The organism is Paraburkholderia sp. GAS32, assembly GCF_050434225.1.
Classification (GTDB): Bacteria; Pseudomonadota; Gammaproteobacteria; order Burkholderiales; family Burkholderiaceae; genus Paraburkholderia; species Paraburkholderia madseniana.
In genome coordinates this window covers 111,041-131,295 of record NZ_JBNPVS010000002.1, presented here as the reverse complement: position 1 = coordinate 131,295, position 20,255 = coordinate 111,041, and the positions used below count along the sequence as shown (strand labels likewise).

The following is a 20,255-nucleotide window of genomic DNA, read 5'->3' as shown; positions in this document are numbered from 1 at the left end:
CGATTCTTTTTTGTTGCGGTCGATGCCGCTTATCAACTCTCTCTAACAGCATTCCGCCGAGGTCTTCATGAAGCATGTCGTGGCCTATCGTTCGTTGCCTCCTGCCGTGCTGGGGCTTCTTCGTGAGCACTGTTCCGTCGAGCTGGTCGACGTTTCCTCCGGCGATCTCGCGCCATTCAGGCGCGCCCTGGGCACAGCTCATGGCATGGTCGGCAACAATCTCAAGATAACGCCGGAGATCCTTGATGCGGCGCCCTTGCTTGAGGTCGCGTCCACCATTTCGGCCGGCTTCGATGCGTTCGATGTCCCCGAACTCTCGCGCCGCGGCATCGTTCTGACGAACACGCCTGAAGAAGTCACCGAAACCACCGCTGACCTTGTGTTCAGCCTGATCCTCGCGACCGCCCGGCGCATTTCCGAACTCGCCGACTGGACGCGGCGCGGCCGGTGGACGCGTACTGTCGGCGAGGCGCAATTCGGTGTCGACGTGCATCACAAAACCCTCGGAATCGTCGGGCTTGGGCGCATTGGCAGCGCGGTCGCCAAGCGCGCCGCCCTCGGCTTCGGCATGGACGTGATTTATTCCAATCGCTCCCGCAACCCCGAAGCCGAGGAGCGCTACGGCGCGCAATGGCGGCCGCTTCCCGAACTGCTCGCGACTGCGGATTTCGTCTGCGTGCTCGTTCCGCTATCGCCCGCCACCGAGCGCCTGATCGGCAGCGCCGAGCTCGGGACCATGAAGCCGTCGGCCATTCTCATCAACTGTGCTCGCGGACAGGTCGTCGACGAGGCCGCCCTCATCGCGCATCTCCGTGAAGGCCGCATTCTCGGCGCCGGTCTCGATGTGTTCGAACGCGAACCGGTGTCGCCGGACTCGCTGCTGCTCGAGTTACCGAACGTGGTAGCGGTGCCGCATATCGGTTCCGCTACGCAACAGACGCGCGAGAACATGGCCATGCGCGCGGTGCGCAATCTCATCGACGCACTCGACGGCCAGCTTTCCTCGACCTGTGTCAATCCCGAAGCGCTCCACGCCCGCTCGTCTGCGCAACAGATCGCCGGCTGAATGGCGCGAAAAGCTCTCACTTCAACCGAAAGGAACATCCGATGACCTCAGTCAACCGGCCCCGCGGCGTTTACTCGCCCGTGGTCACGCCGTTCACAAGAGACCTTCTTCCCGATCACGACCGCTATGTCCGTCATTGCCGATGGCTTATCGAACAGGACGTCGGACTCGCCGTTTTCGGCACCAACTCGGAAGCGAATTCGCTCGCAGTCAGCGAGAAAATGAGGCTGCTCGAAACGTTGGTTGGCGCAGACATTCCGGTCGATCGCCTGATGCCGGGCACCGGCTGCTCGGCACTCACCGACACAGTCGAACTGACACGCCATGCGCTTTCGCTGGGCGTGAACAATGTGCTGACGCTGCCGCCCTTCTTCTACAAGGGCGTCACCGACGAAGGCTTGTTCCGCAGCTATGCGCAGATCATCGAGCGCGTGGGTTCCGACGCACTGCGCATTTATCTGTATCACATCCCGCCCGTGTCCCAGGTGCCGCTCAGCCTCGCGCTCATCGAGCGGCTGTTAGCCGCTTTCCCGGGCGTGATCGCCGGCGTGAAGGACAGTTCGGGCGACTGGAGCAACACGCAGGCGATGCTCGAGCGCTTCCAGCCGCATGGCTTCGATGTGTTCGCCGGCAGCGAGACCTTCCTGCTGGCCACCATGCGCGCGGGCGGCGTCGGCTGCATCACGGCAACCGGAAACGTCAATCCGGCGGCTATCGTGCAGTTGTATCGTCACTGGCAATCGGCCGACGCCGATGCCCGTCAGGCAGCACTGGATGCCACGCGTGCGGTGTTCGCCAAGCTCCCGATGATCCCTGCGCTCAAGGCAGCGATAGGCGTCTATTCGAACGATGCCGACTGGGGCGTCGTACGTCCGCCTCTCGTCGATCTGACGCAAGTGCAGTGCGATGCGCTCGCCACCGCACTCCGCGAAATCGACTTCTCGATGCCGGGAATCGAAGTCACCGCCTGATGCCGTGAAGAAACACCCGCCGGTTGCATGCGCATCCGGCGGTCTTGTCTGGCTATTCACTGCTTCGGCTTCACGCCCAGTCGTCCAGCGCGTATTCGTTCAGCGCGGCTTCATCGAAGTCGAATCCGAGGCCTGGACGAGTCGGCACGGTCAGCTTGCCGTCTGCGAACGACAGTTGTGTATCCACTAGCCGACGGAAATTCAACACCTGATCGTCAGGAAAAAATTCGACGTAGCGCGCATTGCTCGTCGACGCCACCAGATGCACGTGCAGATCGTGGAACCAGTGCGGACACATCGTCACACCCACGGCTGCGGCCGACGCCGCAATCCGTCGCCATTCGCTGATCCCGCCGCATACCGCCGCGTCCGACTGAAGGATCATGGCCGCGCGCTTGTCGAGCAGCTCCTGATGCCGCCAGCGCCCTGCTTCTATCTCACCGGTCGCAACGGTCACCGGCGTGCGCCGGCTCAGTTGCGCATGGCTCTCGATGTCGTCCGGACTGAACGGCTCTTCTATCCAGTACGGGTTGAACGGTTCGTACCGGCGCATGTATTCGAGCGCGGTCGGAACGTCGGTCCAGGCGTTGTTGGCATCGAGCATCAGCAGCACGTCGTCGCCGATCGCTTCTCGTGCTGCCCTGATCCGCGCTTCCTCGCTTCGCGGATCGAGCCGCCCCACTTTCATCTTCACGGCGCGAAACCCCTGTGCCACGTATCCCGCCATCTCCTCGCCGAGACGCTCGGGCGTCTTGCCTTCGAGGTAGTAACCGCCGCTGGCATAGGCCGGCACGGTGGCGCTGCATGTGCCGCCGAGATAGCGGCTCAACGGCAGGCCCGCAGCGCGCGCATTCCGGTCCCACAAGGCGATGTCGATGATGGACAGCGCCCGCATGACCGAGCCGGCACGCCCTTGCAGCAGTGACTCGTCGTACATGGCGCACCAGGAGCCTTCGACATCGAGCGCGGAGCGCCCGCGCAACAGCGGCGCAAACAATTCGCGCACGGCATACGTGACCAGCATGCCGGCGCGGTTGCCGCTGTAGCAAAAGCCGATGCCGTAATGGTCATCGGCTGTTGTGACGCGCACGACCGTGTAGTCGCGGCCAGTGACGAGCCGGGTCGAGAATGCAGTGTGGCGGTCAAGCGGCACGCGGATGGTGCGCGCCTCCACCGAAACGATCCGCGAACGTGTCTGATAATCGGTTTGCTCAGGTTCAACGATGACGTGTTTCATAACAGTAGATCGACTCGAAAAAGATAACGATGCTCACGGGACCGATCGTGCGGCCGCGCGCACCGTCCCGCCTGCGCCGCCCTGACGGCTTGCGTGGCAGGACGGAGCTTATGTGGCGGTCGTATGCGTCTCGGCTGTTTCGGCTGCCTCGCCTGCCGCGCGCCGGCCGATGACCAGCAGCATCGCCAGCACGCCGACCAGATCGACCGCCGCGCCGAGCATGAAGCCGCTGCTGTAACCGCCAAAGTACTGGACCGCAAAACCCATCATGGTCGGACCGACGATGCCCGAAATATTGCTCATCAGGTGAACAAAGCCGCTTACGCCCCCGAGATGCCTGCCTGGCACAAGTTCGTGCATGGTGGCCCAGCACGCTTGCGACGAAGCCGTCAGGAACAGCACGGCGAACGCGACAAGCAGGACTGCGGGCATCACGGAATCGACCATGCTGACGCCCACCAGGGCGAGACCCGACAGCGCGAGCGGCACGATCGCCGAGACCTTGCGCGCCATCAGCTTGTTGCTCATGCGCTTGAAAAATGCGTCGGCGACCAGCCCGCCGCCGAAGTATCCGATTCCGCCACATGCCCACGGCACCGCGCTCAGAAAGCTCATGTGCTTCATGTCGAGATGCAGCGCGTTGGTGAAATAGCTCGGCATCCACGAGATGAACACGAACAGCGTGTAGTTCACCGCGAACAGGCCGACGCCAAGCGCGAGCGTGCTCGGACGAAACAGGTAGCTGCGCAGCGGTGTGCTTTCGTCGCCGCCTTCTGCCGGGTGTGCCGCGCTGCGGCTCGCTTCGACCATCTCGCGTTCGGCCTCACCGACCCGCGTGCTTTGCGCCGGCTTGTCGGTCGCGAAGATACGCCAGGCGACGATCCACACCAGCCCGAACGCCGCGATAATCACAAACGACGTGCGCCAGCCGTAGGCAATGGCGACCAACCCGACCACCGGTCCAGCAATCGCGCTGCCTACCGTCTGGCCCGAAAACGTAAAGCCGACCATGGTCGCGGTTTCATGCCGGGGAAACCAATTGGTGATGGTCCGGTTGGTCGTCGAATTCATCGGACCTTCGCCGAAGCCGAACAGCGCCCGTGAGATCAGCAGCGTGCCGAATCCAGTCGCGGCCGCAGTTAACCCGCAGAGAATGGACCACGCCCCCATCGCCCAGGAGAAGACCCGACGCGGTCCATACTTGTCGGCGAGTTGTCCGCCGACGAATGCGAAGATGGAATAGCCGAAGAAAAAACTGCTGAACACGACGCCGAGTTGCGACGGCGAAAGGTTCAGCTCCTTGTTGAGAACAGGCGCGACCACGCCGAGCGCCGCGCGGTCCATGTAATTGATCGCGCCCGCAATAAACAGCAGCAAGGCGACGACGTAGCGATACTTCCCAGTCTTCATGTTGTCTCTATTCCGTGTAATTAACGATACCGACCGTTGCTATCTGGCACTTCTTTCGAGTGCCGTAAAGGTGCTACCTGTTGACAAGTCTGGCGGGAAGCTGCGTCAAGATGAGGCATGCGGAGACAATCAGCGACCCCGCAATCAGGAACAGGCTCGAATCGAGTGAGTGCGTGACCGTCTTTAGCCACCCCACAAGCGTGGGGCTTACGAAGCCTGCGAGATTGCCCGTCGAATTGATCAATGCGATGCCGGCGGCCGCACCGGTGCCGCCGAGAAAAGACGTGGGCAACGCCCAGAACATAGGTAAAGCCGTAATCACGCCCGAAGCAGCAAGCGTCAGGCCAAGCAACGCAATATACGTATTGCTGCCCGCGTAGGCGCACATCACGAAACCCACAGCCGCCATGCATTGCGGCAACACGACGTGCCAGCGGCGTTCACGCGTGCGGTCCGCGTGGCGGCCGACCACAATCATCAGAATCAGGGCGGCAAGATAAGGCACGACAGTGAGCAGCCCGATGGTGAAGGCGTCCGTGATTCCCGAACTCTTTATGATGGTCGGCTGCCAGAAGCCAACGGCATAAGAGCCCATCACGATACCGAACAGAATCGCGCACAAGGTCCAGACTTTGAGCGACGTGAAGACCTCGCGCACGGAACCGTGGCTTTTGGTGCGTGCTTCCGCATCGATTTCCGATGCAATGAAGTCGCGATCCTCAACCGGCAGCCACTTTGCGTCCTTCACCCGGTCGTCGAGGAACCAGAAAATGACGGCTGCCAGGATCAGCGCGGGGACGGCCTCCAGAATGAACAGCCACTGCCAGCCGGCAAGCCCCGCGTTCCCCGCCAGGCGCTGCATGATGAACCCCGATATCGGGCCGCCGACAATGCCTGCCACCGGATTGCCCGCCATCAGAAAAGCGATCATCTTGCCGCGCCGGTGCGATGGAAACCAGTAGGTGAGATACAGCACCAGTCCCGGGAAAAAGCCCGCTTCGGCCACACCCAGAAAGAAACGCAATACGTAGAACATCGTGGGCGTGGTGACCCACGCGGTCGCGGCCGAGAGCACGGCCCACGTAAGCATGATCCGGGCGATCCAGCGGCGCGCGCCGAGCCGGTGCAGCAGCAAGTTGCTCGGGACCTCGAAGAAGAAATACCCGATGAAAAAGATACCGGCGCCGAAGCCGTACATCGCCTCACTGAAGTTCAGATCGCTGAGCATCTGGAGCTTGGCGAAGCCCACGTTGACCCGATCCAGATAGGCCACCACGTAGCAGACGAACAGCAAGGGCATGAAGCGCCAGGTCACTCGCGTGTAGATCGAGTTGCTTGCCGCGCTGTCAGGTATTTGTATTGCCGGGGTTTGGGTACTCAAGGGCTGTCTCCGCTAATTTTGTTCGACTAGCTACAGGGCGGCGGTTTTACTTATGGGTGTAAATGGCCGTTCGCCCTCGCGATGCGCTGCGCCACTGCGGACTCAACTCATGATGCCGATCTGCCATGGCACGAATTCGTGATCACCCAGCCCGAGCAATTCGCTTTTTGTGCGCTCGCCCGACGCGGCTGCAAGAATCGCGTCGAAGATTCTCTGGCCCGTGCTCTGGACCGACGCAATGCCATCCAGGATTCCGCCGCAGTTCAGATCCATGTCTTCAGTCAGACGGGTGTACATCGGCGTGTTGGTGGCGAGCTTCAGCGATGGCACGGGCTTGGCGCCGAACATCGAACCGCGCCCTGTGGTGAAGGCAATAAGATTTGCGCCGCCTGCAATCTGACCCGTCGCGGAGACGGGGTCGAAGCCGGGCGTGTCCATGAAAACGAGTCCAGGTTGCTTCACCCGCTCGGCGTATCGATACACTTCCATCAGCGGGCCGGTGCCGCCTTTCATCGATGATCCAATCGACTTTTCGAAGATGTTCGCCAGTCCGCCCACCTGATTGCCAGGGCTGACCTGGCCATTGATCTGAACGTCTCGACCGACCGAATACTCGTCTTTCCACCAGCGGATCCGCTCAACGAGCTTCTCGCCGACTTCGCGGCTGACCGCACGCCGCGTGAGCGTATGTTCCACACCGTAGATCTCGGGTGTTTCGGAGAGGATGGCCGTGCCGCCATGACGGACCAGCAAGTCCATCGCCGCGCCAAGCGAAGGATTTGCGGTGATCGACGAAAAGCCGTCCGAGCCACCGCATTGCAGACCGATCTTCAGGTGGCTTGCGGAAACCGTCGTGCGCTTCGCGCGATTGGCATCGGGTAACAGCGCCTTTACCGCAGCCACGCCGGCCTCGATGGTCCGGCGGGTGCCGCCGCTCTCCTGCATGATGAACGTGTGCAGCCGCGAACCAGCCTCCAGACCTTCCTGATCCATCAGTCCGGCCAGTTGATTGCGCTCGCATCCCAGCCCGACAATCAGCGCTGCGGCGAGATTGGGATGGCGCGCGTAACCCGCCATCGTTCGGCGCAGCAGCGCCATCGGCTCGCCGCTCATCTCCATACCGCAACCGATCGAATGCGTGAACGCAACCACGCCATCTACATTGGGGTAGTCGGCCAGCCGTTCGGGCGTGAACCATTCGGCGATCCTGTGTGCGACCGTGGCCGAACAATTGACTGTCGACAACACGCCGATGTAGTTGCGCGTGGCAACCTCGCCGTTATCGCGCACGATGCCCTGGAACGTGGCGCGCTCGGCTTCGGGCACCATCTCGACGGGCCGATAATCCGCGCCAAATGCGTAGTCGCGGTCGAACTCGCGGAACTCGACGTTATGGCTATGGACCATCGTGCCTGGCGCAATATCCGTCGCGGCGAAACCGATCACCACGTTGTATTTGCGAACCGGCTCGCCTTTTTTGATGGGCGTCGCCGCGATCTTATAGCCTGCGACCACCTGGCTGCGGCAAACAAAATCTTCGGCTGGAACCGGCGTACCGATCGCGACGTCGATGCGCGCAATCACCACATTGTCAGCGGGATGCAACCGGATCACTGGCCCGGTTGCGCTCTTGCTCGTCACCTCAGTCATCAGGCATTGCCCTTCTAAAAATTTTGCGCCGGGCGGTTAAAAAAGAGGGCGAGAGTAATCGCTTTCTTACATAACCACTACGGCCGATACGCCGCTGCTTGAAACTCAACAATTTCAAGCATCTTATGGCACTTCATTTCCAAATTCAAGAGAAAGCGCTTACTCAATTTCCTTTATACTACCGGTCGCGCCTCCGCATAGGCGGAAATGCCGGGCACCCGAACAGGAGACTGAGATGTGGCAACAAGCTGAGCGATACCCCGACCCCCGGGTGATTTCGCTAGACCCTTCCTTCGATAAATACCGCGTGGCCTTTTCGGCTGTCGAACGGCTGGCTACCGGCTACCGGTGGACCGAAGGTCCGGTATGGTTCGGCGATGGACGCTACCTGCTCTGGAGCGACATTCCGAACAACCAGATGCTGAAATGGGAGGAGGAAACGGGCGTGGTCAGCGTGTTCCGGAAACCTTCCAACTACGCGAACGGCAACACCCGCGACAGGCAGGGGCGACTCGTTACGTGCGAGCACGGCCGCCGCGTCACACGCACCGAGTACGACGGCAGCATCACCGTCCTTCTCGATTCCTTTGAAGGCAAGCCGCTCAACTCCCCCAACGATCTGGTGGTGAAATCGGACGGCTCGATCTGGTTCACTGATCCGCCGATGGGCATTTCCGGGCACTACGAAGGAATCAAGGCGGAGCAGGAACTCCCGCACTCCGTATATCGGATCGATGGCGTGACAGGCATTGCGTCCGTAGTCACGCGCGACTTGAAAGGGCCGAACGGCCTGTGCTTTTCACCCGATGAGAAGCTGCTCTACATCATCGAATCGCGCGGTGTTCCCAACCGGATGATTCACGTTTATGAAATGGACGCGGACGGTCGCGGCATCGGTAAAGGCCGGATGTTCTACGACGCGGGAGTCGGCACGATCGACGGAATGCGCGCGGACATCGACGGTAATTTGTGGTGCGGCTGGGGCATGGGCAATGACGAACTCGATGGCGTCATGGTCATTTCGCCACAAGGAAAGATGATTGGCCGGATCGCCCTGCCCGAGCGCTGCGCGAATTTGTGTTTTGGCGGACGCGCACGTAACCGGTTGTTCATGGCGTCGTCGCAGTCCATTTATGCAGTGCACGTCAACACGCAGGGCGCGCTGGGTGGATAACCCGGTCCGCCGCGAAACGTATCCCGGCCACCGGCATGCGCCGGTGGCGACACTTCACTTCGAAACACAGACTTGATAACCCTGACATGCAAAGCAAACCCGTATTGACCGTTGTAGAAGCTACGCGAATCCTCGAAGCCGCGCGCGCGGAAGCAGAGAAAAACCAGTGGGCAGTCACCATCGCGGTCGTGGATGACGGAGGCCATCTGCTGACTCTGCTCCGCCTCGACGGCTGTGCGCCGATAGGCGCTTACATCGCGACCGAAAAGGCCCGTACGTCAGCGCTCGGCCGACGTGAATCGAAGCAGTACGAAGACATGATCAACGGCGGCCGAACCGCGTTCCTGAGCGCACCGCTGGCCGGCACCCTGGAAGGCGGCGTCCCCGTCATGGTCGACGGGCACGTTGTGGGCGCAGTCGGCGTGTCGGGTGTCAAGCCGGATCAGGATTCGCAAGTGGCCCGAACCGCAGCAAACAGCCTCAACGGCTGATTGATTGATACTTGAAACTGTTGGAGCACATGATGGGTGAAATGATCGAGCGCAACGGGCTGCGTGTTGCGGCTGTTCTGAGCAAATTTGTAGACGACGAGGCGTTGAGCGGGACTGGCATCGACAGCGAAGCCTTCTGGAAAGGCTTCGCTGCCCTCGTCCACGACCTCGCCCCGAAGAACCGCGCGCTGCTCGCAGAACGCGATCGTCTGCAGACGGAGCTGGACCAGTGGCACCGCGCAAATCCGGGGCCGGTGCGCGATCTGAAGGCATACCGCGCATTTCTCGAGGGCATCGGCTATATCGTGCCGGTGAGCGCAGCCGTTAAGGCGACCACCGAGAACGTCGACACCGAAATCGCCGGGCAAGCCGGCCCGCAACTCGTCGTGCCGCTCTCGAACCAGCGCTACGCGCTCAACGCCGCGAATGCGCGCTGGGGCAGCCTGTACGACGCGCTTTACGGCACCGACGCGATCCCCGAAACCGACGGCGCGGAGCGCACCGCTTACTTCAACCCGGTCCGCGGTGAGCGCGTGATCGCGCGCGCCCGCGCATTCCTCGATGAAGCGGCGCCGCTCGCCAACGGCTCGCACGTCGACGCCATCGCGTACCGCGTGGAATGCGGCAAGCTCGCCGTCACGCTCAAGAACGGCTCGTCGGCATTGAAGGTTCCCGCACAGTTCATTGGCTATCAGGGCGACGCAGGCTCCCCTTCCGCCGTCCTGCTCAAGCATCACGGCCTGCACTTCGAGATCCAGATCGACGCAACGGACGCCATCGGCAAGACCGACGCGGCGCGCGTGAAAGACGTGCTGATGGAAGCGGCTGTCTCGACGATTATCGATTGTGAAGACTCGGTTGCCGCCGTCGATGCCGCCGACAAGATCCAGCTTTACCGCAACTGGACCGGCCTTGCGAAAGGCGATCTGACCGAGCAGGTCACGAAGAACGGCAAGACCTTCACGCGCCGCCTGAACGCCGATCGCACATACACCGCGCCCGATGGCTCGACCGTGAAACTGCATGGCCGCTCGTTGCTGTTCATCCGCAATGTCGGGCATTTGATGACGAATCCGGCGATCGTCGATCGCGACGGTCATGAGATTCCCGAAGGCATTCTGGATGCCGTGATGACATCGCTGGGCGCGATGCACGATCTGCAAAGCAAACTCAATTCGCGGACCGGATCGATTTACATCGTCAAGCCGAAGATGCACGGCCCGGCCGAAGTCGCGTTCTCCAATGAGCTGTTCGGCCGCGTCGAAGATCTGCTGGGGCTGCCGCGCCATACCATCAAGATGGGCATCATGGACGAGGAGCGCCGCACGAGCGTCAACCTGCAGGCGTGCATTGCGGCGGCATCGGCGCGCGTGGCGTTCATCAATACGGGCTTCCTGGATCGCACCGGCGATGAGATGCACAGCGCAATGGAAGCCGGTCCGATGATGCGCAAGGGCGACATGAAGTCGTCGGCGTGGATCGCCGCTTACGAGCGTAATAACGTGCTGGCCGGCTTAAGCTCGGGATTGCGCGGACGCGCGCAGATCGGCAAGGGCATGTGGGCAATGCCCGACCTGATGCACGCAATGCTCGAACAGAAAATCGCGCATCCGAAAGCGGGCGCGAACACGGCTTGGGTGCCGTCGCCGACTGCCGCGACGCTGCACGCGCTGCACTACCATCAAGTTGACGTTCAGGCCGTGCAGCAAGAGTTGGAAAGGACCGGCTACGACAGCGTACGCGATGAACTGCTCGATGGCCTGCTGACGATTCCTGTCGTCGAAAAGGCGCAGTGGTCGGATGAGGAAATCCGCGAGGAAATCGAGAACAACGCGCAAGGGATTCTGGGTTACGTGGTTCGCTGGATCGATCAGGGCGTCGGATGTTCGAAGGTGCCGGATATTCACGATATCGGTCTGATGGAAGACCGCGCGACGCTGCGCATTTCGAGCCAGCACATTGCAAACTGGCTGCATCACGGGGTGGTGTCAGAAGCGCTGGTGAACGAAACGTTCAAGCGCATGGCGAAGGTGGTGGATGCGCAGAACGCCAACGACCCGCAGTACCAGCCCATGAGCGGTCACCTGGATACATCGCTCGCGTTCAAGGCGGCGAAGGCGCTGGTTTTTGAAGGACGGTCGCAGCCCAGCGGGTATACGGAGCCATTGCTGCACAAGTTCCGACTTGGCGCGAAGTGGTAGGCGCAAATCGCAGTCGAAACCGTGGGCCGCCGACCTAGGTGCTGCGAGGACGCGCCGTCGTACCACGCACAATCAGGTCGGTCGGCACGATGTACTGCGAACTGACGGGCCGTCCTTCGATCCGGGCGAGCAGATACTCGGCGCTGCGCGCGCCGATTTCATCGGCGGCAAGCCGCATGGTCGTCAGCGGCGGCGACGTGAAGCTGGAAAACTCGATGTCGTTGATGCCCGCGATCGACAGGTCGCCCGGCACGTCGATACCCGACTCGCGCGCCTCGGCCAGCGCGCCGATTGCAAGCAGATCGGTGCCGCAGATTACGGCCGTTGGACGCTCGGGACCGTTCATCAGCGCCTTCATCGCCATCTGGCCTTCAATGATCCTATGTGGCATCTCGATCAGATGCTCGTGGCGCAACTGCAGCCCGCGCGACTGCAGCGCCGCGCGCACGCCGATGATGCGATCAGCCGCGCGATCGCTGTGCTGCGTCATCTGGGTAATCATGCCGAAGCGCACGTGCCCGAGTTCGAGCAGATACTCGGCGAGGCGCCGGCCCACTGCGACATTGTCGAACCCGACATAGGGGTGATCGTGATCGACGGTCCAGCCGTTGACGAGCGGAATCTGCTCCTTTTCGATCAGTTCATAAAGCGCGGGCGAGTGGTTACGGCCCACAAGCATCAGACCGGCAATGCCGTCCGCGATAAGCGCGCGCACCTGCTTCAGTTCGTCCTCCTGGTCGTAGTACGAACAGCCAAGCAGCAACGTATAGCCGGCTTCTCCGATGCGCTTTTGCAGCGCAAACACACCAATCGCGAAGTTCTGGTTTTCCAGCGACGGAATCACCGCGCCGATCGTCTTCGAGCGCTGCGACGCCAGCGCGCGTGCCGCCGCGTGCGGCGTGTAGCCGAGGGTCTGCGCGATCTCACGCACGCGGTTCTGCAGTTCGGCCGCTACCGTCGCGTTGCCGTTCAACACGCGCGAAACGGTCGCAGTCGATACGCCCGCTGCGCGTGCCACGTCCATCACGGAAATTGCATTCGATTTGCGACGCGGCGCTCTTTTCTTTGTTTCTGTGGTCAACTTGCACCCTGCCCGATGTCGAGGCGCACCATCGCGCCTTCCCTGTGCCGCATACTATAACGCGGAGCATCGGGAAATGGCGGCCGCCGGGTGCGCACCTGCTCCTGGTCGATCCTCTCCGTGTTTCCGTCGAACGACACGAGACACCCGCAGCCACCGTGAAAGAGCGCCTCGCGCAGATCTTCTGTCTGCCCTGTCGCCATAATCTGCGCGACTTCTCCTTCAACGCGTGTCTCACCCCCGCTCAGTCTGGCGACAATCGCGTCTCAGGCCTCCATCAGTGATCCGCCCACGCTGCCGCCCGCCGCGCCGGCGTTCCGCTGCCGAGCGCCTCGATCAGATAATCGACGAACGACGCGATCCGCGATGAGATCGCCGTATTCCGGTAATAGACGGCATGAATCGGCTGCCGCACGTCCTGCGTGTGACGTGTAAGGATCTGCATGAGCCGCCCCGCTTCACGGTCCTGCGTGGTCATGAAATCCGACAGGCAGACGATCCCGTTGCCTTCGAGCGCGAGTTGCCTCAGCGTCTCGCCGCTCGACGACCAGACCGTGGGCTCGATATGGTACGGTTCACCATCGGCACCGAGCAGCGGCCAGACATTCAGCGATTCCGGCTGGTTGAAGCCGAGCAGTGCGTGCTTGCCGAGATCTTCGATCTTGCGCGGCTGGCCGTTCACCTCGAGATAGTTCGGACTCGCGAGAATGCGCAGCCTGCTGTTGCCGACGAGCCGGCTATGCAGCGTCGAATCCTTCAGCCGTCCGATCCGGATCGCGACGTCGGTGCGCCGCTCGAGCAGATCGATCACGCCCTCGTTGCTGTTGAGTTCCAGCTCCACCTCAGGATAACGCTCGCGGTATCCCTGCACGAGCGGGACAATCACATGCAGCATGAACGGCGACGCCGCGTCGACCCGCAACCGCCCCGACGGTTTCTCGCGCCGCGCCACCATCTGTTCCTCGGCACTTTCCACCGACTCGATGATCGCCCGTGCGTCCTGCAGGAACGCCCGCCCCTCCTCGGTCAATTCGAGCCGGCGCGTGGTCCGGCGCAGCAGCGTCGTCTTCAGCTTCTCCTCGAGCCGGCCGAGTGTACGGCTCGCGGCCGACACAGTCAGGTCAAGCTGCTGCGCGGCGGCCGTGATCGACCCAGTGTCGACCACGGCCGCGAAGGTTTGCAATTCGTCCAGTGTGATTTTCATTGTTGATTTCAAATCAAAACAATTTCGTTTATAACCTAGTTTTTCCGCAAAAGTAAAGAGCGCACACTGCGCCGACCGCTCGCTCGATGGCACCCTGATCAGTTTCCTGTTGCTGCTGATCGCCGCGGCAAGCGTCGCGTTCGTCGTGCTGCAGGTCGCCCGTCAGCGCCGCATGCAGGTAGACGCAAACGCATAGCACAGGCTACCGGAACGCATTCCAATATTTGATTTGAAATCAAATATGTTTGACGGATACAACCGTTTTTCGCATGGATGAAAACCGGCAGAATCCCATCATCGATTGAGCAGTTCGCATCCAACAATTGGAGTACATCATGAGCACGATTCCCGCATTTGGCGTTGGGACATTCCGCCTGCAAGGTCAGGTCGTCATCGATTCGGTCCGCAACGGCCTTGAACTCGGCTACCGCGCGATCGACACCGCGCAGATCGCGGCGCTCGAGCGCAATGGCCGCGAAGTCAATCCGGACGGCCTCGCGCCGACCTGGGATTGAGATTTTTACGATCGTTCAAGGCTACCCATGCGAATCACTATTCCATCCCGTATCGGATTCGGCACTGCGCCGCTTGGTAACATGTACCGCGCGATTCCCGACGACGAAGCGCTCGCCACCGTCGACGCGGCGTGGCAAAGCGGTATCCGTTACTTCGACGCCGCGCCGCTCTACGGCGCGGGTCTTGCTGAACTGAGGCTCGGCGAAGCGCTCGCGGCCCACCCAAGAGACCAATATGTGCTCGGCACAAAGGTTGGCCGCCTCATTCTCGACGAACACGAATCAACCGCAGAGCGCGATCTAGGTGAGAAAGGCGGATTGTTCGAGTATGGACTCCCTAACAAGATCGTCTACGACTACACGGAAGAAGGTACTTTGCGTTCGATCGAAGCAAGCCTGAAGCGGCTGCGCACCGACCGGCTCGATTACGTGTGGATTCACGATCCCGCTGTCGATTTTCATGGCGACAACTGGCGCGCGGTATTCGAGGAAGCGATGTCCGGCGCCGCAAAAGCGCTGACACGCCTCCGTGACGAAGGCGTCATCAAAGGATGGGGGCTCGGTGTGAATCGAGTGGAGCCGTGTGAACTCGCATTGGAGCGCGCCGATCCGGACGGTTTCCTGATCGCGGGCAGATATACGCTACTGGACCATGAAGCGGCGCTGCGCAAGCTATTACCCGCCTGCGAGACACGCAACCTCGGCATCGTCGTCGGCGGCCCGTACAATTCCGGCTTGCTGGCGGGTGGCACTCACTTCGAATATCAGTTGGCGCCACAAGCGATGATCGATCGTGTAGCGCGCATTAAAGAGGTATGCGCCCGATTCGGTGTGGACATTCGCGCGGCAGCGTTGCAGTTCTCACTTGCCCATCCGGCCGTTGCCGGCATCATCCCTGGCGCAAGCCTTCCGTCGCGAATCGTCGAAAATCACGCGCTGATAGCAGCCCCCATTCCCGCAGCATTTTGGGAGCAGTTGAAGTCCGCGCAATTGATTGCCGCGCATGCGCCGACGCCTGATGAAGTTACCCCCGTTCTCTGATCATACGAATGAAGAACGGTCGCTACGGTGCGGCCGTTCCGTTCGCAGCCAGCCTGACATCTCTGCCGTTCGTCCGAGCAGCCGCCCTGACTGGCAGCCATAGCGGGGGCACCGCACCACGATTTTATGAAATCCTGGCAGAGCCTGCAGAAGCCACAATCTCAACTCCGGCTACGCCTTCGTCTGAAAAGCATGGCAGCACGTGCTGCAACCGCGTGGGCGCAACGCAGTGGCCAGCCCCAGCTCGTACTTCATCGGGTGGACAGAAAGCTGAACATCCCTGCTCCTTCTCGTGATTACAAGCTCTTCGTTCCGTGCGCTGCCGGATGGCACCCGGTCATGATCTACCCCGCATGAACTCCCACACCAGCCGGGAACGGCATGCAAACCTGCCGGCAAACTCCGGACCGTTATCAACGGTGATAGAAGCAGGCAATCCACGAATCTCACTCAAGCGCTGCAATAGGCGAGACACCTGAAATCACGGTCGAGCTTTTTGCAAAATAGAGTCTACTGGGCGCAAGTACGCAGCAGAAAACATTTTGCTTACCTCTGTCCCTGAAGAGCGTTCAAACCCCTCGATTGGCGCATCGTCGATCTGCACGCGCTAGAACGTATAGGCGACGTTCAGGAAGACGTTAAGCGGATTGAGCCGGAGCGTGGATTTGGAAACGATCTGCGTTCCCGTTGCGGTCTGCCCGTATAACGTAAGGTGGGTTTTCACCGGAACATAGCCAAGAGAGGTTCCGACCGACCAGTGTTTTGTAATCGCGTAATTTGCCCCGACCTCGAATACAGGATTCCACGATGAACTGAGTGTCGCACGTGCCGAGCCGCCTGGACCAAGGCTATCAGTGACAAACTGGCTATTGGTTGTCCGAACCTGGGTGAACCACGTATAGTTCACGCCGAGCCCTATGAACGGACGGAATTTCGATTCGGCTGAAAACAGGTGGTATCGAAGTTCGATGGCGGGCGGCATGGGCCTTGTTGTGCCGAGCTTGCCATACTTCTGCAGCGTCCCGTCGCCAATCAGATTCACCTTCATTGGTAGTCCAAAAAGCATGGCGACACCCATGTTGTCCGTGACGTAGTACTCAGTGGTAATTCCCACCGTATCGGTTGAGCTCGCATGCGCTCCGCTACCAGATAGCTGCTGATTCACTGCTACCCCGCCAATGCTTTCCACGGTTAATGGCGTTGCGTCACCCTGCGGCGCAATGTGAAGCCATCCCGTCGACAGCGTTATGCTTCCGGCCGACTGCGCATCGGCATTGTCGATAAGCCCAGCCGAGCAGATGCAAGCCGCCATACCGACCGAACTGATCGCGCGTTTGTAATTCCTCATGCCTCTTCTCCTGTCTCTTTGTCTGGAAATTTTTGTGAATCAGCGTATTTCTGTTCGAACTGCTAAATTGATTGTTGTCCGCCTTTCGCATAGCTACACCCCCGCCTACTCCCATCGCCCTGCACTCTAGTAAGAGTGCATTGCCAGGCGTTCCGTCTCGGGCGGGAACACGCACCACGTACCGTCGCGGTGCCGGAAGAAAAAGAATCCAAGCGGGCCTGTCGGTAGTAGTAGCTCAATACGCACGCACGGTTTCTGATTCGAGCGCGCGCGGCTGAATCGGATAACCCGAACCGGCGTCGAGGAAGTCGGCCCGAGCCACTTTTCAACCTGCGAACGCAAAGACCTTTCCGATGCAATACTCATCCTCTTTCCCTTCCAAACGAATAGGTATACTAAATTTAATACACTGACAGACATTTCAACGTGGCATCGCGCCGGGTACTTCCGATCAACCTCTAATCCGGTCGCACGACCGAACACGTCCCTTTGAGGTCGTGGCTCGTGTCACGTTGGCCTGCCCTACGCATCTGTTGCTGTCGGGTCCGTCCCCGTCGGTTGCTCCGCCCGTGCTGGCCTCGCGGCGGCCGAGATCGAAAATGCGAACGGAAAGCGTCCGAGCGCGGAAGTCGCCAATGCTTCGAACGCGGGGTCGCCAAGTTCGACGTGAAGTGAAATTCCACGCGAGATGTCATCAATGAGGCTAACGATTGCATCCTCGACGCCAGCCTCTACGAGGGCCGACTCCAGGGCGTCTGCCGTTTCGCGCCGTTTTAGCGCAGGCTTGAAGATCTTGCCGACGCCCGTCAGCGGCATCGCATCCACGATCCGTATCCCCTTTGGCAACGCGGCGCGTTCGTTGATCTCGTGACGCAGAAACTCGGCCAATTCCGCTTCCGTTGCCGTTGTGCCCGGCTTTAGCTGGACATAGGCAACCGGCAACTCGCCCGCGTGCATATCGGGACGGCCTACGGCTGCCGCGATCTGGACTGCGGGATGGCGATGCAGTGGTTCTTCGATTGCCGCAGGGTCGATGTTGTGTCCGCCCCGGATAATCAGCTCCTTCTGCCGGCCGGTGAGCCAGAAGTAACCGTCGGGGTCGCACCGTCCGAGATCTCCGGTATTGAGCCAGCGGCCGCCGTCACCACTTTCCATCCAGATGCCACTATTCTGCTCCGGCCGGGTATAGCCAACGAACACGTTTGGCCCGGAGATAACCAGCTGGCCGACCTCATCCGCAACGCAATCTCGTACATACCGGCCGGTTTCATCGACCACCACTGCTTTCATTGCCTGACCAGGCAGACGAAGACCAATCGAACCGACCCTGCGCTCGCCAAGCGGAGGGTTCACGCTGCTAACGCAGGTACCTTCCGTGAGGCCGTAGCCCTCAAGGATTCTTATTCCTGTACGATCCTGGAAAGTGCGAAGTAATTCCACCGGCATGGGGGCCGCGCCACACAGTCCATACTCGAGCGAGCTGATATCGTGCTCGCCAACTGGAACGTCCAGCAGCGATCCGTAGAGCGTCGGGACAGCGCTGAAGAAGTTGATGCGGTAATGCTCGACAATTTCCCAGAAACGCTTTACAACGCCTTCGCCCCGATAGCCTTGCGGTGTGCCGAGCACGACGTGGGCACCACGCGAGAACGCCAGCAGACCTGTCACCATCACGGCGTTCACGTGGAAAAGCGGCAGTCCGCAAAAAATCGCTTTTCCCGGACCAATGCTTTCGCCGAAGAATTGACCCGCGTTCCACGCATTGGCCACTTCGTTGCCGTGCCGTCGAACCGCAATCTTCGGCAGCCCGGTGGTACCGCCCGTGCAAAAGAACGACGACACATCATCCATGCTCAGTCGACGCGTGCTGCTGAGCGCCACCCCGGACTCCCCCGCGATGGCGGTGCTGAAATCGTGGATGCCGACATGCGCAGGAACGGCACCGTGAACGCCGCCAGGCCCATGCAGTTTCGAAGACTCGCCACGTTGAAGCATCCGGGCCGCAAATCCCTTTTCACCCGGCATGCGGTCGGCCGGATTCACGAGCACCAGATGCTGAAGGGAAGGCACCTTGCGCAACACCGCTTGCACCTTTTGCCAGAGGTCAGTTCCGGGCAACGGTGCCAGGGTCACGAGCACGCTCGCACCTGAGGCGTTCAGCAGTTCGCCGATGGCTTCGCCCTCAAGCAGCGGATTGATCGCGCAGACAATCCCGGCGGCTTCCCCGCCCCAGATCACCAAGTGCGTTTCAGGGAGGTTGGGCAGAACGTATGCGACAACCGAGTCGCGGTGTACTCCAAGGCGCGCAAACATGTTTGCGGTTCGCGTGACATCGCGCACGAGTTCACCATACGTCCAGCACTCAGCGTTCCGATGGTCGTCGGCCGTTGCAAAGAACGAAAGTGCGGGTGCCACTGGATTGATGGCGGCGCCCCGGCAGATCATCTCGTAGGTACTCGACGGAAGATCCGCCAGTTGCCCCTGCGTTTCAATGGCAAGGACATCGTGTACGTTTGCGACGCCTTTCATGCCGCCTGTTCCATAACGACGTTGTGCTGTACGCCCAGATCGATCGAGCGGTCATGGCTGGCGATATGCGCCTCCACGACGTCACCCACGCGCAGATACTGAGGCCTTTCCTCCTGCATCTTCAGGAAAAGCCGCCACTTTTCCGCCTCAGGCAGTTGCGCCGCGGCGCGCTGCTTTTCGGGTGACGGAATGATCAGCGCACAACCGGAGGGCGTGCCGGTCGCGAGCAGGTCCCCGGCGCGCAGGTCGTGTAGGGCGGAAAGCTCCGTCAAGGTCTCCGCCGGGCCGTAGACGAGGCCCGCCGTGGAATCATTCTGGCGGACAGTTCCGTTTACCGTCAGCGTCAGCGCGAGCTCCTTCAGCTTTGGAATATCCTGTTTCTCCAGGAGGCAAAGGTAAGGGCCGACAGGGCCAAAAGTGCGATAGCTCTTGCCCTTGTAGAACTGCATCTGTGGAATCTGGATATCGCGCGCGGAATAGTCGTTGACGATCACGGCGCCCGCGATGTAGTCATGCAGGTTCCCGTCGGTGACAGTTTCGCGCGACGTAATGTCGCGTTTGAGGACAAGACCGAGTTCGATCTCGTAGTCGAGGAACTGCACCTCGTTTGGCTTAACCACGGGCGAGTCGGCCGGAACGATGCAGCTTGTTGCCTTCGTGAAGATCATATTGAATTTCTTCACATCCGGGTCCATGCCGGACTCGATCATATGCTGGCGATAATTCGCGCCCTGGCAAATGAACTGCTGATTGGCGGTCACGGGCGACAACCATTGCACTTCCGATTCGGAAATCGTCGGACCGCTCAGCACGAACAGCCGTTCGACCGGATTGGCCTCGATAAACTCGGCGGTCGTCTTGAACTCGCCGGGAATCGGCGTGATAGTGCCATTAGCGACCACACCCCACTGGGCGCGGCCATGGTGCAGGTAATGCAGAACGTGAAGTGCCATTTA

General features: G+C 60.7%; 15 protein-coding genes and 1 pseudogene. 7 read left to right on the top strand and 9 right to left on the bottom strand.

The annotated features are described in order from the left end of the window. Positions 1-67: 67 nt before the first annotated feature. Positions 68-1,066 carry a 2-hydroxyacid dehydrogenase gene (locus tag P3T25_RS02590; RefSeq protein ID WP_266261982.1) on the top strand — a complete coding sequence of 333 codons (999 nt, stop codon included), beginning with the start codon at positions 68-70 and terminating at the stop codon, positions 1,064-1,066. A 41-nt stretch (positions 1,067-1,107) separates the two neighbouring features. After that, on the top strand, positions 1,108-2,037 hold the full coding sequence (locus P3T25_RS02585) for a dihydrodipicolinate synthase family protein (RefSeq protein ID WP_408516081.1): 930 nt from the start codon (positions 1,108-1,110) through the stop codon (positions 2,035-2,037). Between the two features lie 70 nt (positions 2,038-2,107). Here P3T25_RS02585 and P3T25_RS02580 read toward each other — a convergent pair whose 3' ends face one another. The 4 genes from P3T25_RS02580 to P3T25_RS02565 form a co-directional block, all read right to left on the bottom strand. Continuing rightward, positions 2,108-3,274, bottom strand: coding sequence for a mandelate racemase/muconate lactonizing enzyme family protein (locus P3T25_RS02580; protein WP_429357381.1), 1,167 nt, complete (start codon positions 3,272-3,274; stop codon positions 2,108-2,110). 108 nt (positions 3,275-3,382) lie between these two features. Then, positions 3,383-4,684, bottom strand: a complete 1,302-nt coding sequence (locus tag P3T25_RS02575; protein WP_429357380.1) for an MFS transporter — start codon at positions 4,682-4,684, stop codon at positions 3,383-3,385. Positions 4,685-4,757: 73 nt separating this feature from the next. After that, the gene (locus P3T25_RS02570) at positions 4,758-6,065 is read right to left on the bottom strand and encodes an MFS transporter (RefSeq protein WP_429357379.1); all 1,308 of its coding nucleotides are present in this window, start codon (positions 6,063-6,065) and stop codon (positions 4,758-4,760) included. Positions 6,066-6,167: 102 nt separating this feature from the next. Beyond that, complete coding sequence (locus P3T25_RS02565) at positions 6,168-7,715, bottom strand: UxaA family hydrolase (protein ID WP_429357378.1); 1,548 nt, start codon at positions 7,713-7,715, stop codon at positions 6,168-6,170. 235 nt (positions 7,716-7,950) lie between these two features. On the opposite strand from P3T25_RS02565, the gene P3T25_RS02560 reads away from it, so the two are divergent. The 3 genes from P3T25_RS02560 to P3T25_RS02550 all read left to right on the top strand — a co-directional run bounded on the left by P3T25_RS02560 (position 7,951) and on the right by P3T25_RS02550 (position 11,581). After that, positions 7,951-8,889, top strand: coding sequence for an SMP-30/gluconolactonase/LRE family protein (locus tag P3T25_RS02560; protein WP_154561922.1), 939 nt, complete (start codon positions 7,951-7,953; stop codon positions 8,887-8,889). An 86-nt stretch (positions 8,890-8,975) separates the two neighbouring features. Then, positions 8,976-9,380 carry a heme-binding protein gene (locus P3T25_RS02555; protein ID WP_266261974.1) on the top strand — a complete coding sequence of 135 codons (405 nt, stop codon included), beginning with the start codon at positions 8,976-8,978 and terminating at the stop codon, positions 9,378-9,380. 32 nt (positions 9,381-9,412) lie between these two features. After that, the gene (locus tag P3T25_RS02550) at positions 9,413-11,581 is read left to right on the top strand and encodes a malate synthase G (protein ID WP_429357532.1); all 2,169 of its coding nucleotides are present in this window, start codon (positions 9,413-9,415) and stop codon (positions 11,579-11,581) included. Between the two features lie 34 nt (positions 11,582-11,615). Here the strand turns inward: P3T25_RS02550 and P3T25_RS02545 are convergent, their stop codons facing one another. Both P3T25_RS02545 and P3T25_RS02540 read right to left on the bottom strand, forming a co-directional pair. Beyond that, positions 11,616-12,605: a LacI family DNA-binding transcriptional regulator gene (locus P3T25_RS02545; protein WP_154561916.1), complete on the bottom strand. Its 990-nt coding sequence runs from the start codon at positions 12,603-12,605 to the stop codon at positions 11,616-11,618. Positions 12,606-12,939: 334 nt separating this feature from the next. Beyond that, positions 12,940-13,866 carry a LysR family transcriptional regulator gene (locus P3T25_RS02540; protein WP_266261972.1) on the bottom strand — a complete coding sequence of 309 codons (927 nt, stop codon included), beginning with the start codon at positions 13,864-13,866 and terminating at the stop codon, positions 12,940-12,942. Positions 13,867-14,201: 335 nt separating this feature from the next. Between P3T25_RS02540 and dkgB the strand changes: the two are divergent. Continuing rightward, positions 14,202-14,318: pseudogene (gene dkgB, locus P3T25_RS02535) on the top strand (2,5-didehydrogluconate reductase DkgB); the annotation flags it as partial. Positions 14,319-14,408: 90 nt separating this feature from the next. Beyond that, positions 14,409-15,422 carry an aldo/keto reductase gene (locus tag P3T25_RS02530; protein WP_266261971.1) on the top strand — a complete coding sequence of 338 codons (1,014 nt, stop codon included), beginning with the start codon at positions 14,409-14,411 and terminating at the stop codon, positions 15,420-15,422. A 607-nt stretch (positions 15,423-16,029) separates the two neighbouring features. Here P3T25_RS02530 and P3T25_RS02525 read toward each other — a convergent pair. From P3T25_RS02525 to P3T25_RS02515, 3 genes are all read right to left on the bottom strand, one after another. Further along, positions 16,030-16,770 carry an OmpW/AlkL family protein gene (locus tag P3T25_RS02525; protein ID WP_266261969.1) on the bottom strand — a complete coding sequence of 247 codons (741 nt, stop codon included), beginning with the start codon at positions 16,768-16,770 and terminating at the stop codon, positions 16,030-16,032. A gap of 522 nt (positions 16,771-17,292) precedes the next feature. Then, entirely contained in the window at positions 17,293-19,299 is a 2,007-nt protein-coding gene (locus P3T25_RS02520) for an acyl-CoA synthetase (RefSeq protein WP_266261967.1), read from the bottom strand. Then, positions 19,296-20,252: a fumarylacetoacetate hydrolase family protein gene (locus tag P3T25_RS02515; protein ID WP_266261966.1), complete on the bottom strand. Its 957-nt coding sequence runs from the start codon at positions 20,250-20,252 to the stop codon at positions 19,296-19,298. Before P3T25_RS02515 ends, P3T25_RS02520 begins: the two co-directional genes overlap by 4 nt. Positions 20,253-20,255: the final 3 nt, after the last annotated feature.

Excerpts from the sequence above, each read along its gene's own strand:
- P3T25_RS02540 (WP_266261972.1), bottom strand. The coding sequence starts at position 13,866 with ATGAAAATCACACTGGACGAATTGCAAACCTTCGCGGCCGTGGTCGAC.
- P3T25_RS02515 (WP_266261966.1), bottom strand. The coding sequence starts at position 20,252 with ATGGCACTTCACGTTCTGCATTACCTGCACCATGGCCGCGCCCAGTGG.
- P3T25_RS02545 (WP_154561916.1), bottom strand. The coding sequence starts at position 12,605 with ATGGACGTGGCACGCGCAGCGGGCGTATCGACTGCGACCGTTTCGCGC.
- P3T25_RS02565 (WP_429357378.1), bottom strand. The coding sequence starts at position 7,715 with ATGACTGAGGTGACGAGCAAGAGCGCAACCGGGCCAGTGATCCGGTTG.
- P3T25_RS02520 (WP_266261967.1), bottom strand. The coding sequence starts at position 19,299 with ATGAAAGGCGTCGCAAACGTACACGATGTCCTTGCCATTGAAACGCAG.
- P3T25_RS02550 (WP_429357532.1), top strand. The coding sequence starts at position 9,413 with ATGGGTGAAATGATCGAGCGCAACGGGCTGCGTGTTGCGGCTGTTCTG.
- P3T25_RS02580 (WP_429357381.1), bottom strand. The coding sequence starts at position 3,274 with ATGAAACACGTCATCGTTGAACCTGAGCAAACCGATTATCAGACACGT.
- P3T25_RS02585 (WP_408516081.1), top strand. The coding sequence starts at position 1,108 with ATGACCTCAGTCAACCGGCCCCGCGGCGTTTACTCGCCCGTGGTCACG.
- P3T25_RS02555 (WP_266261974.1), top strand. The coding sequence starts at position 8,976 with ATGCAAAGCAAACCCGTATTGACCGTTGTAGAAGCTACGCGAATCCTC.
- P3T25_RS02575 (WP_429357380.1), bottom strand. The coding sequence starts at position 4,684 with ATGAAGACTGGGAAGTATCGCTACGTCGTCGCCTTGCTGCTGTTTATT.
- P3T25_RS02560 (WP_154561922.1), top strand. The coding sequence starts at position 7,951 with ATGTGGCAACAAGCTGAGCGATACCCCGACCCCCGGGTGATTTCGCTA.
- P3T25_RS02530 (WP_266261971.1), top strand. The coding sequence starts at position 14,409 with ATGCGAATCACTATTCCATCCCGTATCGGATTCGGCACTGCGCCGCTT.
- P3T25_RS02590 (WP_266261982.1), top strand. The coding sequence starts at position 68 with ATGAAGCATGTCGTGGCCTATCGTTCGTTGCCTCCTGCCGTGCTGGGG.
- P3T25_RS02525 (WP_266261969.1), bottom strand. The coding sequence starts at position 16,770 with ATGAGGAATTACAAACGCGCGATCAGTTCGGTCGGTATGGCGGCTTGC.